Origin of the sequence: Laedolimicola intestinihominis, assembly GCF_040096155.1 — a bacterium.
In the GTDB taxonomy this organism is placed as follows: Bacteria; Bacillota; Clostridia; order Lachnospirales; family Lachnospiraceae; genus Laedolimicola; species Laedolimicola intestinihominis.
Genome location: NZ_JBBMFE010000005.1, coordinates 103,914 through 119,986, shown reverse-complemented (window position 1 = coordinate 119,986; position 16,073 = coordinate 103,914). Strand labels below are relative to the sequence as shown.

Genomic DNA, 16,073 nt, shown 5'->3' with positions numbered 1-16,073 from the left:
TGCTGGCCCAAAATATTCGGACCGCAGCCTTTTATTCTTCGTAAAAATCAGTTTTCCTTTGCTACCTCTGCCACAGCCTTCACCATACCGGCCAGTCCCTGAATATCGGACGGGATGATAATCTTGGTAGCCTGGCCGTCTGCCGCCTTGGCAAATGCCTCCAGGCTCTTCAGCTGCAGTACCGCGCTGTCTGCAGATGCCTCTTTGAGCATCTTCAGGCCGTCCGCGTTCGCCTGCTGTACTTTCAGGATAGCCTGCGCCTGACCTTCCGCCTCACGGATGGTCGCTTCCTTCTTCGCCTCTGCCCGAAGGATGGCTGCCTGCTTCTCTGCCTCTGCATCCAGGATCGCGGATTCCTTCTGTCCTTCTGCTACCAGAATCGTAGACTTTTTCTCACCTTCAGCGCGAAGGATCGCCTCACGGCGCTCTCGCTCTGCCTTCATCTGTTTCTCCATAGCGTCCTGGATAGCAGCCGGCGGGATGATGTTCTTAAGCTCTACTCTGTTTACCTTGATGCCCCAGGGGTCTGTGGCGATGTCCAGAGACGCGCGCATCTTGGTATTGATAACCTCGCGGGACGTCAGAGTCTGATCCAGCTCCAGGTCTCCGATGATATTACGAAGGGTAGTCGCTGTCAGATTTTCGATAGCCATAATCGGATTCTCCACGCCGTAGGCGAACAGCTTCGGATCGGTAATCTGGAAAAATACAACTGTATCGATTCGCATGGTTACGTTATCCTTGGTGATAACAGGCTGGGGAGCAAAGTCTACTACCTGCTCCTTTAAGGTCACGCGCTTCGCCACACGGTCAATGAACGGCGCCTTGAAATGAATTCCCACACCCCAGGTTCCCATGTACGCGCCCAGACGTTCGATAACCAGCGCCTGCGCCTGGGGAACAATCTTGATGCAGGAAGCAATAATCATCAGAATAAATAATACAAGTACCAGTACTAAAATAGTTCCTACAAAATTTGGCATAATCAGCCCTCCTTCTTCTTTCTCACAATCAGCTTCACGCCCTCTACGGCTATGATTTCCACAGGGACATCCCCGGAAATGACTTCGGAATCATTTTCTGCCCGTGCCGTCCAGGTCAGGCCATTTACAAGAACCTCTCCACGCCCTTCCAGATTGTGAATTTCAGCTGTTACCACAGCGGTTTTTCCAATCAGGCTGTCCACATTGGTCTTCTCCTGTTTCTGGCTGTTGAAAAACCGGAGCGCCCAGGGTCTGGTTCCGAACAGCAGCACCAGAGACACCACGCAGAACACTGCCCACTGGATCACAGGCGGGACGTCCAGCATTGCGAGAACAAACGCTGCCAGCGCCCCTCCGGCAAACCAGATGGTGGTCAGGCCCAGCGTAATAATCTCAACCACAACCAGTACAATCAGTAATATCAGCCAATACATGGCATCCATCGCTTCGCACTCCCCTTTCTGTTGCGATTTGTAACCCCGAAAACTGCTTTCCTGCGGGGTTTACTTATTGCTTATCATACTATAGTTTTCCCTTTTGCACAAGAAAAATTATTATTAAGAATTCTGAAAGGGGCCGCCGCGTTTCCCGCGGCAGCCCCTGCCTGATTTTTCTTATCCTTTAGTAGAATACGTGATTTCCGATCACAATATGATCGCCGCTGACCGGAGAAGCCGCGTTCTTGAAATGCGTAAAGCTTCCCACCGTGGTGTAACCGTTGATAGCTTCCTGCGCCGCCTGACGACAGCTGGCCTTCGGATTGCTTAAGTATCTTCCTATGCTTCCGTTGCTGACCACGCCAAACTGACCCGGCGCGTAAATAGCTGCCAGAATACTGCTGTAGCGGCCGCTGCGCACACGGTTCATAACCACCGCGCCTACGGCTACCTGGCCTTCATAGGGCTGATTGCCGGCCTCCGCCTGAATCAGGGCTGCCAGAAGGGTAACCTCGTCGCCATTGGCCTGCATGGCAGTGAGCTGCTGCTTCAGCTTCTCCCGCTTCTCCTCAGCCTCTTTCTTCTCGATCTCTTCCATGGTCATGGCTTCGCCCAACTCATAATTCACATCCACAAACTCTGCGGAAACGAAACCTGTCTTATCCTCCGCGTACTGCACCTGTACCCATTCGTCCTGCTGCTCGATAACCGTAAGCTTCGCGCCCTCTTCCACGTTTTTCAGAATCTTCGCTTCCGTGCTTGCCTCGGAACGAATCCGAAGTCCGCCGGTCAGGGAAGTCGCTGTCAGTGTGGCAGCCTCCTGGGATGCCTCGTAGGCATCCTGGCCGAAATGCAGGTATTCATTGCTCACATAGCCTTCCACGTTACCGGACTTCACTTTCGTCCAGCCGTCCTCTGTCTGCTCGATGATCATGCCGCCGTCACCCTTAAACATCCGGCCAATGGCCTTGGAATCCGCATTTGGCTCCTGACGGACCGTCACATAATCCTCTACATTGGCGAGAACCTTTTCTCCCCACTCATCCTCTATCTGCAGTGCTTCAAAATCTTCGCTTGTCAGATCCGCCATAACGGACTCGATACCTGCTGATGTCTCAACCTCCAGGTTATCAAAGCCGCAGCCCAGAACCCAGACGAAAACTAATGCCAAAAACAGAGGTATCTTTTTGCTGATTGCGTTCATAAAAACCTCCTGTAAGTCTTAATTGCAATGATGCGAGCTGTTGATATTTAACATTTTTATGTCACATATTACAATTATTATTACAAATGTTACATTTCTGTTACGAGAGGTATTGTAGCAGAGCAAACCGCATTTGTCAATAATTTAGCCAATTCTAACCGAAAACCGACTATGATTCCCCTCATCCAAAAGAATGAAATTGCGTGCAGTCATTCAAGTGTCACCCATTTTTCCGAATTAGCATATGTTATATTGTTTTGTATAGGAATATACGACGGTGAAGGCGAAGCTTTTGAAATAGGACGGACGAAGGTTCGGGCAGCCGGGGCGGCAAAAATTTTCCAGACTCATCCCAAACTAGGGATTCGCTTAGGAAAGTTTTTGCCGCCCCGGCTGCCCGAACCTTCTGGTTTTTTATTTATCGTCTCTGACGATAGGCTTCGTACATGAGGATGGCCGACGCTACGCCTGCGTTCAGGGATTCCAGTTGGCCCTCCATGGGGATTCGGATTAGCGTATCTGCCTTTTCCGTCAGCTCCTCTGTGAGCCCGTTTCCCTCGTTTCCGATGAGGAAGGCGGTACCGCTCTGATAGTTCTCCTGGTCGTAGAAGTTCGCACCCTTCAGGTGCGCTGCGTAGGAGCGGATTCCATGCTTTTTCAATACTTCCACTGTCTGGCACAGATCTTCTGTATACAAGGTCGGAACCCGATATACGGAACCCATCGTAGACCGGATCGTCTTCGGATTATACAGATCCACGCAGCCCTTGCTTAAGATCACGCCGGTCACGCCCGCGCCCTCTGCCGTCCTGAGAATTGTTCCCAGATTGCCGGGATCCTGCAGGTTCTCAAGGAGCAGTAACAACGGCTTTTCCGCCTTCAAAAATGCATCAAGCGAGCTTTCCTGCTGCCGCACGATACAGAGCACGCCCTGGGGCGTCTGGGTATCGCTGACGGTCTTGAATACATGGTCGTCCAGAATCTCATAATCCAGCTTTTCCGACTGAATCCGTCTGGCAAGCGCTTCTCTATGCTTTTCATAGAAGCTTTCTGAAAAATAGACTTTCTCAAGCCGCTCCCTTGGAGCCTCCCGGAACATTTTCGGGCCCTCTACAAGGAATACACCCCGCTCGTCCCGGAGTTTTCTTTTTTTATTCAACTGAACCAGCAGTTTTACCTGCTGGTTCGCCGTACTTGTTATCATATAGTTAATATCTCCTAACAGTGCTTGGACAGGTCTTTTGCCACCTGATACTGGTACGGATCGATGCCCTTTACCATGGCAAGCGCCTCGTCGATATCGAAATCCTGGAAACGTCCGTGCTGGTACCCTACTACGCGGTTGGTCTTGCCCTCGCAGAGCAGGTCTGCTGCCATGGCTCCCATCATGGATGCGTAAACACGATCTTTGCAGGTGGGGCTTCCGCCTCGCTGCATGTGGCCCAGAATGGTGGCTCTGGTCTCGATGCCGGTGGCCGCTTCAATGCGGCGGGCCATACTGGTGGAATGTCCGACGCCCTCGGCATTTACAATGATGTGATGCTTTTTGCCGCGCTTCCGGTTGGCGATAATGTTGTTGATAATCTTCTGCTCGTCGTAGTCGTAATTCTCCGGAAGCAGAATATCCTCAGCGCCGTTGGCGATGCCGCACCACAGGGCGATATAGCCTGCGTTACGTCCCATAACCTCGATGATGCTGCAGCGCTCATGGGATGTAGAGGTATCACGTACCTTATCAATGGCTTCCATGGCTGTATTCACTGCTGTATCGAAGCCGATGGTGTACTCGGTACAGGAGATATCCAGGTCGATGGTGCCCGGTACGCCGATGGTATTGATGCCTAAGGCCGCCAGCTTCTGGGCTCCACGGAAGGAACCGTCTCCGCCGATGACTACGATGCCGTCGATGCCGTGCTTCCGGCAGATCTCCGCGCCGCGCTTCTGGCCTTCCTCGGTCATGAATTCCTTACAGCGGGAAGTGAACAGCATTGTACCGCCGCGCTCAATGGTGTTGGATACATCATTTGCGGACATATCTATAATCTCTTCGTCCAGAAGTCCGGTATAGCCTTTGAGAATTCCTTTTACCTGTTTGCCGTTTACCAGTGCTTTACGTACTACAGCGCGGACTGCCGCGTTCATACCCGGCGCATCGCCGCCGCTTGTCAGTACTCCGATGGTTTTAATCTCTTTTGCCATAATGATTCCTCCTCGCGTCCGTCCGGGTTCTCATCTCCTGGACTGTTACTGCCAATCATTTTATAACATCCTTGAATGTGATTTTACTTCATCCGCCTTATATTTTCAATACGTTTCTCTACAACTTTTACATTTCCTTTACCGAAACTTTTTTCCAATTTTCCAATCAACTCCGGATCTGCGTTTACATTTCGTCCTGCAGGAAGACGCTTCACGCTCTTCTCTGCCGCCGCGTAAAGCACCACCGGATCTTTTCCGTCGCTGTCGGCAAGCATCGTCAGCAGCTCCTGCTCCCGTTCCAGACAGGACGCCTGATTCGGGAACTGAATCCACAGCTCTTTTCTGCCTGCGTCAAAAGGAATGATCCGGTCGCAGATAAGCTTACCCGCCCGGTCGTCGCCCACGTCCGCATGGCCGCTGATGAAGATCTTCGCATCCTCCTGCAGTACCTCGCCGCTTCGCTCATACACATTCGGAAATACGACTACTTCCACCGTACCCAGCAGATCCTCGATCTGCAGGAAGGCCATGACCTTATTGTTCTTGGTGTATTTGATGGTTTTGCCGGTAATCATGCCGCCGATGACGACGGATTCCCCGTCATGCACCTTCGCAGCTCCGCTCTCCTCATCCAGGGCAAAATCCGTGGTCACCGCTGTAATGTTCTTCTTCCAGCGATCCATATATTCCTCCAGCGGATGGCCGCTGACATAGACGCCCAGCACCTCTTTTTCAAAGGAAAGCATGAGCTCCTTGGGGTACTCGTCCACATCGGGCAGTTTGGCCTGGAAGCTCTCCTTTTCCTCCTCGCCCACCAGGTCAAAAAGGGAAAGCTGGCCGGTCATCATGGTCTTCTGGCTCTGGGCCACGCCATCCATGATCCCTGCGTAGGCTATCATAAACTGCTGCCGGTTGCCGCCGAGGCTGTCTAAAGCGCCCGCCTTAATCAGGTTCTCCACTACACGCTTATTCACATCCTTGCCGCCCATGCGCTCAATGAAATCTGTCAGGCTCTTAAAACGTCCGCCAAGCTTCCGCTCCTCAATGATGGATTCCACCACCGGACGGCCAATGCTCTTGATCGCGCATAGCGCAAAACGGATCGCGCCGTCGGACACGGAAAAACGGGCCTCCCCCTCGTTGATATCCGGGGGCAGAATATCGATGCCCATCTGGCGGCAGGTCAGGATGTATTCGGATACCTTTCCCGAGTTATCAATGACAGAGGTCATCAATGCCGCCATGAATTCCACCGGATAATAATATTTCAGCCAGGCCGTCTGATAGGCCACCACCGCATAAGCTGCCGCGTGGGACTTGTTGAAGGCATACTTGGCAAAATCAATCATTTCATCATAAATCTTCTGGGCTGTCTGCTCTGGAATGCCGTTTGCGATACAGCCCGGCACGCCCTCCTCCGGATTTCCGAAGACGAAATTCTGCCGTTCTTTCTCCATGACGGAAGCCTTTTTCTTGGACATGGCACGACGTACCAGGTCGCTTCGTCCCAGGGTATAACCTGCCAGCTTCTGTACGATCTGCATAACCTGCTCCTGGTAGACAATGCAGCCGTACGTGGGCTTTAAGATCTCCTCCAACTGAGGGCAGTCGTAGGTGATGCTCTCCGGGTGATCCTTACCCTTGATGTACTGGGGAATGAAGTCCATGGGTCCCGGACGGTACAGGGAAATTCCGGCAATGACGTCCTCCATGCTCTTTGGCTTCAGTTCCTTCATGAATCCCTTCATGCCGCTGCTTTCCAGCTGGAACACGCCGTCGGTCTTACCGGTTCCAAGGGAAGCGTAAACCGCCGGGTCGTCATAATCTATTTTATCAATGTCTATCGTCTGTCCGGTTCGCTCGGACGCCATACGGGCCGCGTCCTGAATGACCGTCAGGGTACGCAGGCCCAGAAAATCCATTTTCAGAAGGCCCAGCTCTTCCAGGGTAGTCATGACAAACTGAGTGGTGATGGAACCGTCGGAGGCCCGGGACAGGGGTACATATTCGTCCACGGATTTCTGGCTGATGACGACGCCCGCCGCGTGCATGGATGTGTGTCTCGGAAGTCCCTCCAGACGCATGGACATGTCGATGAGCTCCTGCACCTGCGGGTCATTTTCGTAGCTCTTCCGAAGCTCCGGATTCATTTTCAGGGCTTTTTCCAGAGTGATATTCAGCTCCTGGGGCACCATTTTCGCGATGGAATCCACAAAATTGTACGGCAGATCCATAACACGGCCCACGTCCCGGATGACGCCCCGGGCCGCCATGGTACCAAAGGTTACGATCTGTACTACCCGGTCCTTGCCGTATTTGCGGACCACATAGTCGATGACCTCCTGACGACGCTCAAAGCAGAAATCCACGTCGATATCAGGCATGGACACACGCTCCGGATTCAGAAAACGCTCGAACAGCAGCTGATAGCGCATGGGGTCGATGTTGGTGATTCCCATGGTATAGGAAACGATGCTTCCGGCTGCGGATCCCCGCCCCGGGCCTACCGCTATGCCGTGCTCTCTGGCATAATGGATGAAGTCCCAGACGATCAGGAAATAATCTACATAGCCCATCTTCTGAATGACGCCAAGCTCGTAGGTCAAACGGTCGCGCATGGTGCCGTCGTCATTGGGATAGCGCTCTGACAGGCCGTCGAAGCACAGCTTGTTCAGGTATTCCCAGGAAGTGTAGCCCTCGGGCACATCGTATTTCGGCAGCTTGGTGACGCCGAACTCGATTTCCACATTGCAGCGCTCGGCAATTTTACCCGTATTCTCCAATGCATCCTTCGCATAAGGAAACAGAGCATCCATCTCCTCGGGAGACTTCACATAATACTGGCCGCCCTCGTAGCGCATACGATCCTCGTCCGCCAGCTTTTTGCCGGTCTGGATACAGAGCAGAATGTCGTGGGGCTTCACGTCCCGGGCATAGGTATAGTGGCAGTCGTTGGTGGCTACCAACGGAATATCCAGCTCCCGGCTCATGCGAAGCAGCGCCTGATTGACCGTCTTCTGCTCAGGAATGCCGTGATCCTGCAACTCCAGGAAATAATTTCCTTTTCCGAAAACTGCTTCATACTTTAATGCGGATTTTTTTGCCTCGTCGTAGAGTCCCTTCTGGATGTACCGGGGTACTTCGCCTGCCAGGCAGGCAGACAGGGCGATGATTCCCTCGTGGAACTCCTGCAGTACCTCCATGTCCACACGGGGCTTATAATAGAAGCCTTCCACGTAACCCCGGGACACGATTTTCATCAGGTTGGCGTAGCCCTGGTTGTTCTCGGCCAGCAGCACCAGATGATAATAGCGGTCGTCGCCGCCGGTGGTCTCCTTGTCGAACCGGGAGTTGGGAGCTACGTAGACCTCGCAGCCCAGGATGGGCTTGATCCCCTCCGCCCGGGCCGCCCGATAGAAGTCGATGACGCCGAACATGGCTCCGTGGTCGGTAATAGCTGCGGCAGTCATGCCCAGCTTCTTCACCTGGGCCACGTATTCTTTTATTTTATTGGAGCCGTCCAGAAGGCTGTATTCTGTATGGGTGTGTAAATGTACAAATGACATGGAGTCTCCTTATCCCAGTTTTTTACAGATCTCGTTTAAAATCTCATGGGCAGTTTCTTCTTTCGAAAGCAGCGGAAGCTCCCGCTCCCCGTCTTTCGTCAGCACGGTCACGCAGTTCGTATCCCCACCGAAGCCCGCGCCTGCCTTTCTGAGACTGTTGGCGCAGATGAGATCACAGTTCTTACTCTCCAGCTTCTTCTTCGCGTTCTGAAGCAGATCTTCCGTCTCCATGGCGAAGCCGCAGAGCACCTGGCTTTCCCGCTTGTGCCCGCCCAGATATTTCAGAATATCCCGGGTTCTGGTCAGCTCAATGGAAAGTCCGCCCTCGGCCTTCTTGATTTTATGGTCTGCGGTCGTCACCGGCGTATAATCCGCCACGGCAGCGGCCTTGATAATCACGTCGGATTCTTCCGCGCGCTCTTTCACGGCCTCAAACATATCCTGTGCCGAAGTCACACGCACTACGTTCACCAGAAGGGGGACTTCTGCCTCGGTGTGTCCGGCTACGACGGTCACATCAGCACCACGCAGCATGGCCGCATGAGCCAGCGCAAAGCCCATTTTCCCGGTGGAATGGTTGGTGATAAAACGCACCGGGTCGATGGCTTCCCGGGTCGCCCCCGCGGTTACCAGCACCTTTTTTCCCGCCAGATCCTTCTCACAGGCGATTTCCTTTAAAATATATTCCAGCAGCAGTCTTTCATCGGGCATCCGACCGTCGCCGCTGTCGCCGTTGGCCAGCATACCGGTCTCCGGCGGGATGATTTCGTAGCCGAAGCGGGCCAGCTTTTCGATATTATCCTGGACGATGGGGTTGTGGTACATGTTGTGATTCATGGCCGGAGAAATGATTTTCTTACAGGGGCAGGCCATGACTGTGGTGGTCAGCATGTCGTCGGCAATGCCGTTCGCGATTTTGCCGATCACATTGGCGGAAGCCGGAGCCACCAGCACCACGTCCGCCTGCTTAGCCAACGCCACATGCTCCACATTATACTGGAAATTCCGGTCGAAGGTGTCGATCAGGCACTTATTGCCGGTGAGTTGCTCGAAGGTCAGCGGCGTGATAAATTCCGTGGCGTTCTTCGTCATCAAAACCTGTACGTTGGCGCCCAGTTTTTTCAGCATACGCGCCAGATTTACAATTTTATACGCAGCGATACTGCCGGTCACGGCCAGCACCGCGGTCTTTCCTTTTAAGGTTTTATTATCAAATGTCATCGTATTTCCTCCCAGTTTATCCCCCTTGATTATATGGGAATTTCGCATTTTTTTCAATACAAAGGCCCCTGAACTTTTTATTTGCTTGAATCCGCTCATTTCCTATGCTATCATTAGCCCGTAATTGTATTGTATCCCCGCTTGGGGAATAATAACAAGGAGGAAAACTGAATATGAAAACATCTACCAAAACACGGCAGCTAACCGTTCTCGGACTGCTGACCGGCATCTTACTTCTGATGGCTTATACGCCTCTGGGATACCTGAACATCGGGCCTCTGGCTATCTCGTTCAACGTGATCCCTGTCGCACTGGCTGCCATTACCCTGGGACCTGCAGGCGGAGCTGCCGCGGGAGCCGTATTCGGACTGACCAGCTTCTTACAGTGCATCGGTGTGGGCGGAGTGAGCTCCATGGGAGTCGTCCTTTTCGGAATTAACCCTGTACTGGCTTTTATCCAGCGCTTTGTACCCCGTCTTCTGGACGGTCTGCTGCTGGGATATATCTTCCGCGGTGTAAAGAAGGCTTCGAACGCGCGTCTTAGCTGCTTCGTTACCGGCTTCTTTTCCGCATTTTTAAATACGCTGTTTTTCATGACCGCACTTGTGGTTCTCTTCGGTAATACCGAATACATGCAGGGCCTCATCGGCGGCAAGAATATCATTCTTTTCGTATGCGGCTTTGTAGGAATCAATGCTGTCTGCGAGATGGTTTCATCTACAATTATTACCGGAGCGGTGGGCTTCGCACTTTTGAAGGCTGGCCTGGTTAACCGCGACTAATTTTCGGAAAATGATTTATTTACGGAGGAAAACATGATTCTGACCATTGATATTGGAAATACGAATATTGTCATGGGCTGTTTTCTTAAGGATCAGCTTCTCTTTCTGGAGCGTTTTTCCACGGAGCAGGATTCCACGGCCCTGGAATATGCCACCATTATCCGGGAAATGCTGGATCTGCATGAAATAAAGCCTTTCCAAATCAAAGGCGGCATCATTTCCTCCGTCGTTCCTTCTGTCACCAATACGCTGAAGGAAGCGGCCGAGAAATTCACCGGTGCCCGCATGCTGGTGGTTGGACCCGGCATCAAAACCGGCATTAAGCTGGCGGTGGACGACCCTGCCCAGCAGGGCAGCGACCTGATCGTGGGTGCTGTAGCAGGCGTACACAGCTATCCGGTACCCCAGATCATCATTGACATGGGAACTGCCACCACGGTCTCTGTCATCAATAAGGACAAAGCTTATATCGGGAAAATGATTTTACCCGGCGTGGCTGTCTCCCTGAACGCCCTGTCCGGCAAGGCGGCACAGCTGCCTTATATCTCGCTGGAAAAGCCAAAGCGGCTCATCGGAAGTAACACCGTTGATTCCATGAAAAGCGGTATCCTCTATGGAAATGCCGGAGCCATGGACGGGCTGATTGATCGAATCAACGAGGAGCTAGGTGAGGAGTGCACCGTAGTAGCCACCGGCGGGCTGGCCGGGGTGATTACACCGCTGTGCAGGCATGAGATTATACTGGATGACGATCTGCTTCTGAAGGGGCTGCTGATTCTGTATTATAAGAACTGTCCGGCGTAGAAATCGGCACATCCTTTTCCCCGCCTGTCCAAAGCAGTCTGCTACAGATATCAGATAAAAAGGAGCGAATGCTGCATAGATGAGTAATCACCTATCTGGCATTCGCTCCTTTTTCTCGTTTTTTCTGATTTTTGGGCAGAAAAAACGAGGTATCCGTTCCCGCAGGAACACGTACCCCGTTCTTAATTAACCATTGATCATAAATGAAACTAATCTGTCGATGTCTTCCTTCTCGTACGCGATGATCTCAAGCTCCGGAATCTCTCCGTTGGAGAAGATGTTCGCCATAGATACATACTGGGAAAGCTTTGACTTCAGGTTCAGTCTGTCGCCCTCACCTGTAACCAGCTCAACCTTACCCTTGCAGCTGTCTACTACCTTGAAGAATTTATCGATGTCGGTAATGTTCTGTACTTTCATTCTAATTCACCCCTTTCTTCTCTTTCCCTATTATAACCGCAAAGTCCGGCTTTGGAAAGCACTATTTTTCAATTTTCATAAAATTTAACATTTTTTATACTTTTCGGCGGATACTCTTCTCGGTTATCTCTATTTTGCCCTCTTTTAAGAGTCTTCCCACCGCTCTTTTGAACGCATTTTTGCTTAAATGCAGCTCCCGTTCAATCACTTCCGGCGACGCTTTGTCTGTAAAGGGCAGAACGCCGTCAAATTCGTCGATGACAGCCAGCACAGCTTCCGCGTCTGAGTCCATCTGCAGGTAGGCTTTTTCCCGGAGACTTAAGTTCAGCTTGCCGTCCTCATGGACGCCGGTAACCCGGGCCTCCACAATGTCGCCTATTTTCGCTCCGCCATGGAAATCCTTTCGGGGCACCAGTCCGGAGTAGCGGTTATCAACAGCCACAAACGCGCCGAACTCCTCGCTTATCTCGTAGACGGTTCCTTTGACGCGGTCGTCCTTTTTATAAGGAGACTGAAGCTCCAGATACTCGTACACGTTCATGGTCGCGCAGAGGCGGCTGCTCTTGTCGATATAGAGGGCCACCAGGACCTCCTGGCCCTCATGCACCCGGCGGGTCTGTTCCCGGAAGGGCAGCAGCAGATCCTTCTCCAGCCCCCAGTCCAGAAAAGCACCGATTTTGCCCACCTGAGCCACCTTCAGGACGGCCAGGCCGCCCAACTCCAGCTTTGGTTCATTTGTAGTGGAAATCAGGCGGTCTTTGGAATCCTTGTACACAAAGACTGTCAGCTTCGAACCAATCTCCGTCCCCTCCGGCACCTGCTTCTTCGGCAACAGCACGCGCTCCTCCGCGCCCTCCTGCTCACCTAAGTAAACGCCGAATTCCACCCTTTTTATTACGGTTAATTCCTGTTTTTTTCCTAATTCAATCATTTTTAGTGTTTCCGTCTCCTGTTCTTTTCGTTCCTTCCGCTATTTCAAAACGCCTCGCGGGCCAGTGTTACTTAAATAATACTTACGATAGTTCTATGACCGCATAAGGCCGTCCCAGCTCATCACACAGTCCCACCGTATACCGCTCGTCCTCCAGCGCCACCACCGGGTAAATCATGTCGCCCAGCAGCGCTGATTTCTTATACTCGGCCCTCATCTGGTGAATAGGGAAATCCTCCGGTACGTATTCCCGGGCCATCTGAATATACTGGCCGTTGTTCACGTGGTGATTCGTGTCCAGATGATGCTTCTGCACCGCAAAGGGCTTCTTCATGCCGCCATTCTTCGGCATCGGCACCTTCCGGGAAGCGTACTTCATGTCCAGTTTTTCTTCCAGCACATAAGCCTGTTCAATATCCGCCGGCACCCGGGTCGGAAGTCCCGTATCCGTGTCCAGAAAGCTCCAGAGGCTGTTGGCGTAGGCTATCAGCTTTCCCTCTTTATCCCGCATGATAAAGTTACGGTAGCCTGCGAAATTCTTAAAATAATAGGGCCAGGTTCCTATTTCAATCTCCTCACAGAGCTTCGGATACCGTTCAATCACTATCTGCCAGGAAGAAAGCACCCAGACTCGATGCAGCTCCTCCAGGCGCTCCACACCGTTATTCAGCAGCTCTGACTGAAAGGTACTGCAATCCTGAAAATAGTTAATAATGCTGTTCAACGACAGCTTCTTATCCTCGCCCACCTCGCTGTAGCGGACGCGGCTTTTAAATGAATACATAAGATGTCCTCCTTATCCGCCTGCGTTTCGCCTCTATTATACAGAAACCTTTGCGAAAACACAAGTAAATCCGCCTTTTTCTCTCTAATCGATTCCTTGCAAATATTGACATTTTCCCTCTTTTTCGTTACACTTTTGTGTAGAAAAGGTATTTTTTACGATGGGGATCGATACATATGAAATCAGAAAATTATGGTTCTGTGGTGCAGAAAGCAGTGGAGCAGATCAAGCAGTTTCTCTTCACCTCAGACTTAAAAAAGGGCGAGCATCTTCCGACGGAGAAGGAGCTGTGCCAGCAGTTGGGCGTGGGGCGTAACAGCCTCCGGGAGGCCTTGCGAATTCTCGCTTCCACCGGCTACATTACCCTGGAACCCGGGCGGGGCGCTTTCGTCCGCCGCACCGGGGAAATTCAGGACGAGGAGGACGTTATCTTCTGGTTCAACCAAAATCAGGTGGAGGTCCGGGACTATCTGGAGATTCGTTCCGTCTGTGAGCCTCTGGCGGCCAAGCTGGCCATCGAGCGCTGTTCCCAGAAGGATCTGGCCCGACTACATTCCATTCACAATGCCTTTGTGAAAGCCACCCAGGAACATGATATGCAATCCATCCTGCTTCAGGAGGGTAATTTTCACGACTCCATCATCGAGCTGTCCCAAAATCAGCTCTTAATCAATATTTTCCGGTTTTTCCAAAGCCGGACCCAGGATTTCCGCTACCAGAGTCTGCGTCTGCCCAATGGCCCCCAGGAAGCGATTCTGCCCCATTTCAAGATTCTCAGGGCCTTTGACCTGCATGACCCGGAACTGGGCGAAACAGCCATGCGGGAACATGTGAAGCTGGGTATGCAGAATTACCAGCTGGCTATGATCGATGCGGAATACGAGCGGATGCAGAAAAAAAAGGAAGAGACGGAAGCTCCCCAGTAACGAGACACGAAGCGATACAAAAAACCGGAAGGCTTAAAAGCTTTCCGGTTTTTTGTATTTTACAGTTTTTACCAGGCCGTCCATCCGCCGTCCATAATCAGGTTGGAACCTGTCATATAACGGGAAGCATCGGAGGCCAGAAAAATGATAGCCCCGTTATACTCGTCTTCTTTGGCCATCCGTCCAATCGGAATCCGACTGCAGTAGTTGGCCTGGAAATACTCGTCCTGGGTGTCACGCCATACGCCGGAGGGCGTAAAGGTATTGACACGGATATTTTTCTTTCCCCAGTAGGTCGCCAGATAACGGGTCAGGTTGTAGATACCGGATTTGGCCGCGGAATACGCCACCGGTTTGACGAAGGGAATTCCTGTCATCTTCTCCTTGTAGGCGTAGATATCCTGCACCGGGGAAACCATGCCGTAGATGGAACCCACATTGATGATAGAACCCGGCTTTCCGGCCTTGACCATGCGCGCACCTACGGCCTGACAGGTCAGGAAGGTACCCACCAGATTCACATCTACTACCTCCCGGAACACCTCCTCCGGGAAGTTCTCGAAAGGTCCGGATACCTCGGGCGGAGCACTGGGCTGCGTATCAATTCCGGCATTATTTACCAGTACATCCGGAGTTCCCCAAGCTTCTTCCATCTGATCCAGAGCCTTATTCAGATCACTCTTACTGGTGATGTCTACCTGGAAAAATTTCAGGTTCGGGCTCTCATACTCGTCCTTCTCAAACACCTTCTGTACTTTGTCCTCGCCCACATGTCTGCCAAATACGGCTACCTTCGCGCCGCGGCTCAGGAACGCCTTCACATACTGGGCCCCCAGCTGACCCATACCACCGGTAATTACACAGATTTTATCTCTTACGCTAAACAGTTTGTCTTCCATACACTATCACTCTCCGTAATTTGTCTTATAATAGGAAATCCATTCTGCAATCTTCTTTTTGTCGTCCTCTGAAACCGGAATATAGGGCTTCGTAAACGCGGCGCTCATAATCCCCATCTGGGCCAGCGCCTCTTTCCGCCAGATATTCGGACTCATCCAGCTGTCAGAGAACCGGTTCAGCTTATTCATCTCATCCACCAGGTCACAGTGCTTCTTGCATGCCTCCCAGTCGCCCTCTCGGGACGCCTTCCAAGCCGCCGCCAGCACCTTCGGAAATGGGTTCGCCAGGGACGGAACCAGACCGTCCGCGCCATTTTTCAGGCCGAAATAATTCAATTCCTCGGCGCCCACGAAGATCTTCAGCTTCTCGCCGTAGCGTTCCTTCAGCTTCAGAAAATTCTCTGCCTTTCCGCTGCTGTCCTTGATACCATACAGGTTATCAATGTCGCAGACGTGATCCAACAGTTCCTCGTTCAGAGAATAGCCTGTCACCGGCGGAATATTATACAGAAGCACCGGAAGCTTCGTGCTGGCTGTCACATCCTCGGTGAATTCGATCTGTTCCCGGATACTGGTGGTCGGGAAATAATAAGGCATGGTGGTCACAATGGCGTCTGCTCCCGCCTCCTCAGCCCGCTTGATATTCTCAATGACCAGACGGGTACCGCACTCGCTGACGCCGGCCAGAACCGCCACTCTGCCCTTTGCGGCTTTGGCCACGGTACTCACCAGCTCCTGGTGGGATTTCTGGGAAAATCTGGCAAATTCGCCCGTTGTTCCATTTACAAAAATGGCGTTTACGCCGCCCTCCGCCACATAGTCGGTGAGGGCCGCCAGCTGCTCATGGTTGATTTCCTCCACCTCATTAATCGGTGTCAGAATCGGAACCGCGATTCCTTCGATTTTATTCGACATGT

15 protein-coding genes are annotated in these 16,073 nt (G+C 52.1%); 3 read left to right on the top strand and 12 right to left on the bottom strand.

The window, feature by feature from the left end; all coding sequences use genetic code 11:
• Positions 1-47: 47 nt before the first annotated feature.
• The 7 genes from WMO29_RS07415 to coaBC all read right to left on the bottom strand — a co-directional run bounded on the left by WMO29_RS07415 (position 48) and on the right by coaBC (position 9,610).
• On the bottom strand, positions 48-929 hold the full coding sequence (locus tag WMO29_RS07415; protein ID WP_435391121.1) for an SPFH domain-containing protein: 882 nt from the start codon (positions 927-929) through the stop codon (positions 48-50).
• Between the two features lie 56 nt (positions 930-985).
• Positions 986-1,426 carry an NfeD family protein gene (locus WMO29_RS07410; protein WP_178037977.1) on the bottom strand — a complete coding sequence of 147 codons (441 nt, stop codon included), beginning with the start codon at positions 1,424-1,426 and terminating at the stop codon, positions 986-988.
• 178 nt (positions 1,427-1,604) lie between these two features.
• Positions 1,605-2,624, bottom strand: a complete 1,020-nt coding sequence (locus WMO29_RS07405) for an SH3 domain-containing protein (protein ID WP_349164375.1) — start codon at positions 2,622-2,624, stop codon at positions 1,605-1,607.
• Between the two features lie 418 nt (positions 2,625-3,042).
• Positions 3,043-3,828 (bottom strand): TrmH family RNA methyltransferase, encoded by a 786-nt coding sequence (locus tag WMO29_RS07400; RefSeq protein WP_349164374.1) that lies wholly within the window; start codon positions 3,826-3,828, stop codon positions 3,043-3,045.
• Positions 3,829-3,842: 14 nt separating this feature from the next.
• A complete protein-coding gene (gene pfkA, locus WMO29_RS07395) occupies positions 3,843-4,823 on the bottom strand; it encodes a 6-phosphofructokinase (RefSeq protein WP_178037974.1) in 981 nt (326 codons plus the stop codon).
• 83 nt (positions 4,824-4,906) lie between these two features.
• Positions 4,907-8,389, bottom strand: coding sequence for a DNA polymerase III subunit alpha (locus tag WMO29_RS07390; protein WP_349164373.1), 3,483 nt, complete (start codon positions 8,387-8,389; stop codon positions 4,907-4,909).
• Between the two features lie 9 nt (positions 8,390-8,398).
• A complete protein-coding gene (gene coaBC, locus WMO29_RS07385; RefSeq protein WP_349164372.1) occupies positions 8,399-9,610 on the bottom strand; it encodes a bifunctional phosphopantothenoylcysteine decarboxylase/phosphopantothenate--cysteine ligase CoaBC in 1,212 nt (403 codons plus the stop codon).
• Between the two features lie 173 nt (positions 9,611-9,783).
• Here coaBC and WMO29_RS07380 point away from each other — a divergent pair, with 173 nt between their 5' ends.
• Positions 9,784-10,392: an ECF transporter S component gene (locus WMO29_RS07380; protein ID WP_349164371.1), complete on the top strand. Its 609-nt coding sequence runs from the start codon at positions 9,784-9,786 to the stop codon at positions 10,390-10,392.
• Positions 10,393-10,425: 33 nt separating this feature from the next.
• Positions 10,426-11,196, top strand: a complete 771-nt coding sequence (locus tag WMO29_RS07375; RefSeq protein WP_349164370.1) for a type III pantothenate kinase — start codon at positions 10,426-10,428, stop codon at positions 11,194-11,196.
• Between the two features lie 186 nt (positions 11,197-11,382).
• On the opposite strand, the gene WMO29_RS07370 is transcribed toward WMO29_RS07375, so the two are convergent.
• From WMO29_RS07370 to WMO29_RS07360, 3 genes are all read right to left on the bottom strand, one after another.
• The gene (locus tag WMO29_RS07370) at positions 11,383-11,616 is read right to left on the bottom strand and encodes a polya polymerase (protein ID WP_178039972.1); all 234 of its coding nucleotides are present in this window, start codon (positions 11,614-11,616) and stop codon (positions 11,383-11,385) included.
• Between the two features lie 94 nt (positions 11,617-11,710).
• On the bottom strand, positions 11,711-12,547 hold the full coding sequence (locus tag WMO29_RS07365; protein ID WP_349164368.1) for a CvfB family protein: 837 nt from the start codon (positions 12,545-12,547) through the stop codon (positions 11,711-11,713).
• Positions 12,548-12,629: 82 nt separating this feature from the next.
• Positions 12,630-13,331, bottom strand: coding sequence for an acyl-[acyl-carrier-protein] thioesterase (locus tag WMO29_RS07360; RefSeq protein WP_349164367.1), 702 nt, complete (start codon positions 13,329-13,331; stop codon positions 12,630-12,632).
• A gap of 176 nt (positions 13,332-13,507) precedes the next feature.
• Between WMO29_RS07360 and WMO29_RS07355 the strand changes: the two genes are divergently transcribed.
• Positions 13,508-14,257 carry a FadR/GntR family transcriptional regulator gene (locus WMO29_RS07355; protein WP_349164366.1) on the top strand — a complete coding sequence of 250 codons (750 nt, stop codon included), beginning with the start codon at positions 13,508-13,510 and terminating at the stop codon, positions 14,255-14,257.
• A gap of 68 nt (positions 14,258-14,325) precedes the next feature.
• Here the strand turns inward: WMO29_RS07355 and WMO29_RS07350 are convergent, their stop codons facing one another.
• Together WMO29_RS07350 and WMO29_RS07345 are read right to left on the bottom strand one after the other, a co-directional pair.
• The gene (locus WMO29_RS07350) at positions 14,326-15,156 is read right to left on the bottom strand and encodes an SDR family oxidoreductase (protein WP_178039980.1); all 831 of its coding nucleotides are present in this window, start codon (positions 15,154-15,156) and stop codon (positions 14,326-14,328) included.
• 6 nt (positions 15,157-15,162) lie between these two features.
• On the bottom strand, positions 15,163-16,071 hold the full coding sequence (locus WMO29_RS07345; RefSeq protein ID WP_349164365.1) for a dihydrodipicolinate synthase family protein: 909 nt from the start codon (positions 16,069-16,071) through the stop codon (positions 15,163-15,165).
• Positions 16,072-16,073 lie beyond the last annotated feature (2 nt).

What these genes read in the sequence shown, in the direction of transcription:
- WMO29_RS07415 (WP_435391121.1), bottom strand. Translation starts at nt 929, where the DNA reads ATGATTATTGCTTCCTGCATCAAGATTGTTCCCCAGGCGCAGGCGCTG.
- WMO29_RS07410 (WP_178037977.1), bottom strand. Translation starts at nt 1,426, where the DNA reads ATGGATGCCATGTATTGGCTGATATTACTGATTGTACTGGTTGTGGTT.
- WMO29_RS07405 (WP_349164375.1), bottom strand. Translation starts at nt 2,624, where the DNA reads ATGAACGCAATCAGCAAAAAGATACCTCTGTTTTTGGCATTAGTTTTC.
- WMO29_RS07400 (WP_349164374.1), bottom strand. Translation starts at nt 3,828, where the DNA reads ATGATAACAAGTACGGCGAACCAGCAGGTAAAACTGCTGGTTCAGTTG.
- pfkA (WP_178037974.1), bottom strand. Translation starts at nt 4,823, where the DNA reads ATGGCAAAAGAGATTAAAACCATCGGAGTACTGACAAGCGGCGGCGAT.
- WMO29_RS07390 (WP_349164373.1), bottom strand. Translation starts at nt 8,389, where the DNA reads ATGTCATTTGTACATTTACACACCCATACAGAATACAGCCTTCTGGAC.
- coaBC (WP_349164372.1), bottom strand. Translation starts at nt 9,610, where the DNA reads ATGACATTTGATAATAAAACCTTAAAAGGAAAGACCGCGGTGCTGGCC.
- WMO29_RS07380 (WP_349164371.1), top strand. Translation starts at nt 9,784, where the DNA reads ATGAAAACATCTACCAAAACACGGCAGCTAACCGTTCTCGGACTGCTG.
- WMO29_RS07375 (WP_349164370.1), top strand. Translation starts at nt 10,426, where the DNA reads ATGATTCTGACCATTGATATTGGAAATACGAATATTGTCATGGGCTGT.
- WMO29_RS07370 (WP_178039972.1), bottom strand. Translation starts at nt 11,616, where the DNA reads ATGAAAGTACAGAACATTACCGACATCGATAAATTCTTCAAGGTAGTA.
- WMO29_RS07365 (WP_349164368.1), bottom strand. Translation starts at nt 12,547, where the DNA reads ATGATTGAATTAGGAAAAAAACAGGAATTAACCGTAATAAAAAGGGTG.
- WMO29_RS07360 (WP_349164367.1), bottom strand. Translation starts at nt 13,331, where the DNA reads ATGTATTCATTTAAAAGCCGCGTCCGCTACAGCGAGGTGGGCGAGGAT.
- WMO29_RS07355 (WP_349164366.1), top strand. Translation starts at nt 13,508, where the DNA reads ATGAAATCAGAAAATTATGGTTCTGTGGTGCAGAAAGCAGTGGAGCAG.
- WMO29_RS07350 (WP_178039980.1), bottom strand. Translation starts at nt 15,156, where the DNA reads ATGGAAGACAAACTGTTTAGCGTAAGAGATAAAATCTGTGTAATTACC.
- WMO29_RS07345 (WP_349164365.1), bottom strand. Translation starts at nt 16,071, where the DNA reads ATGTCGAATAAAATCGAAGGAATCGCGGTTCCGATTCTGACACCGATT.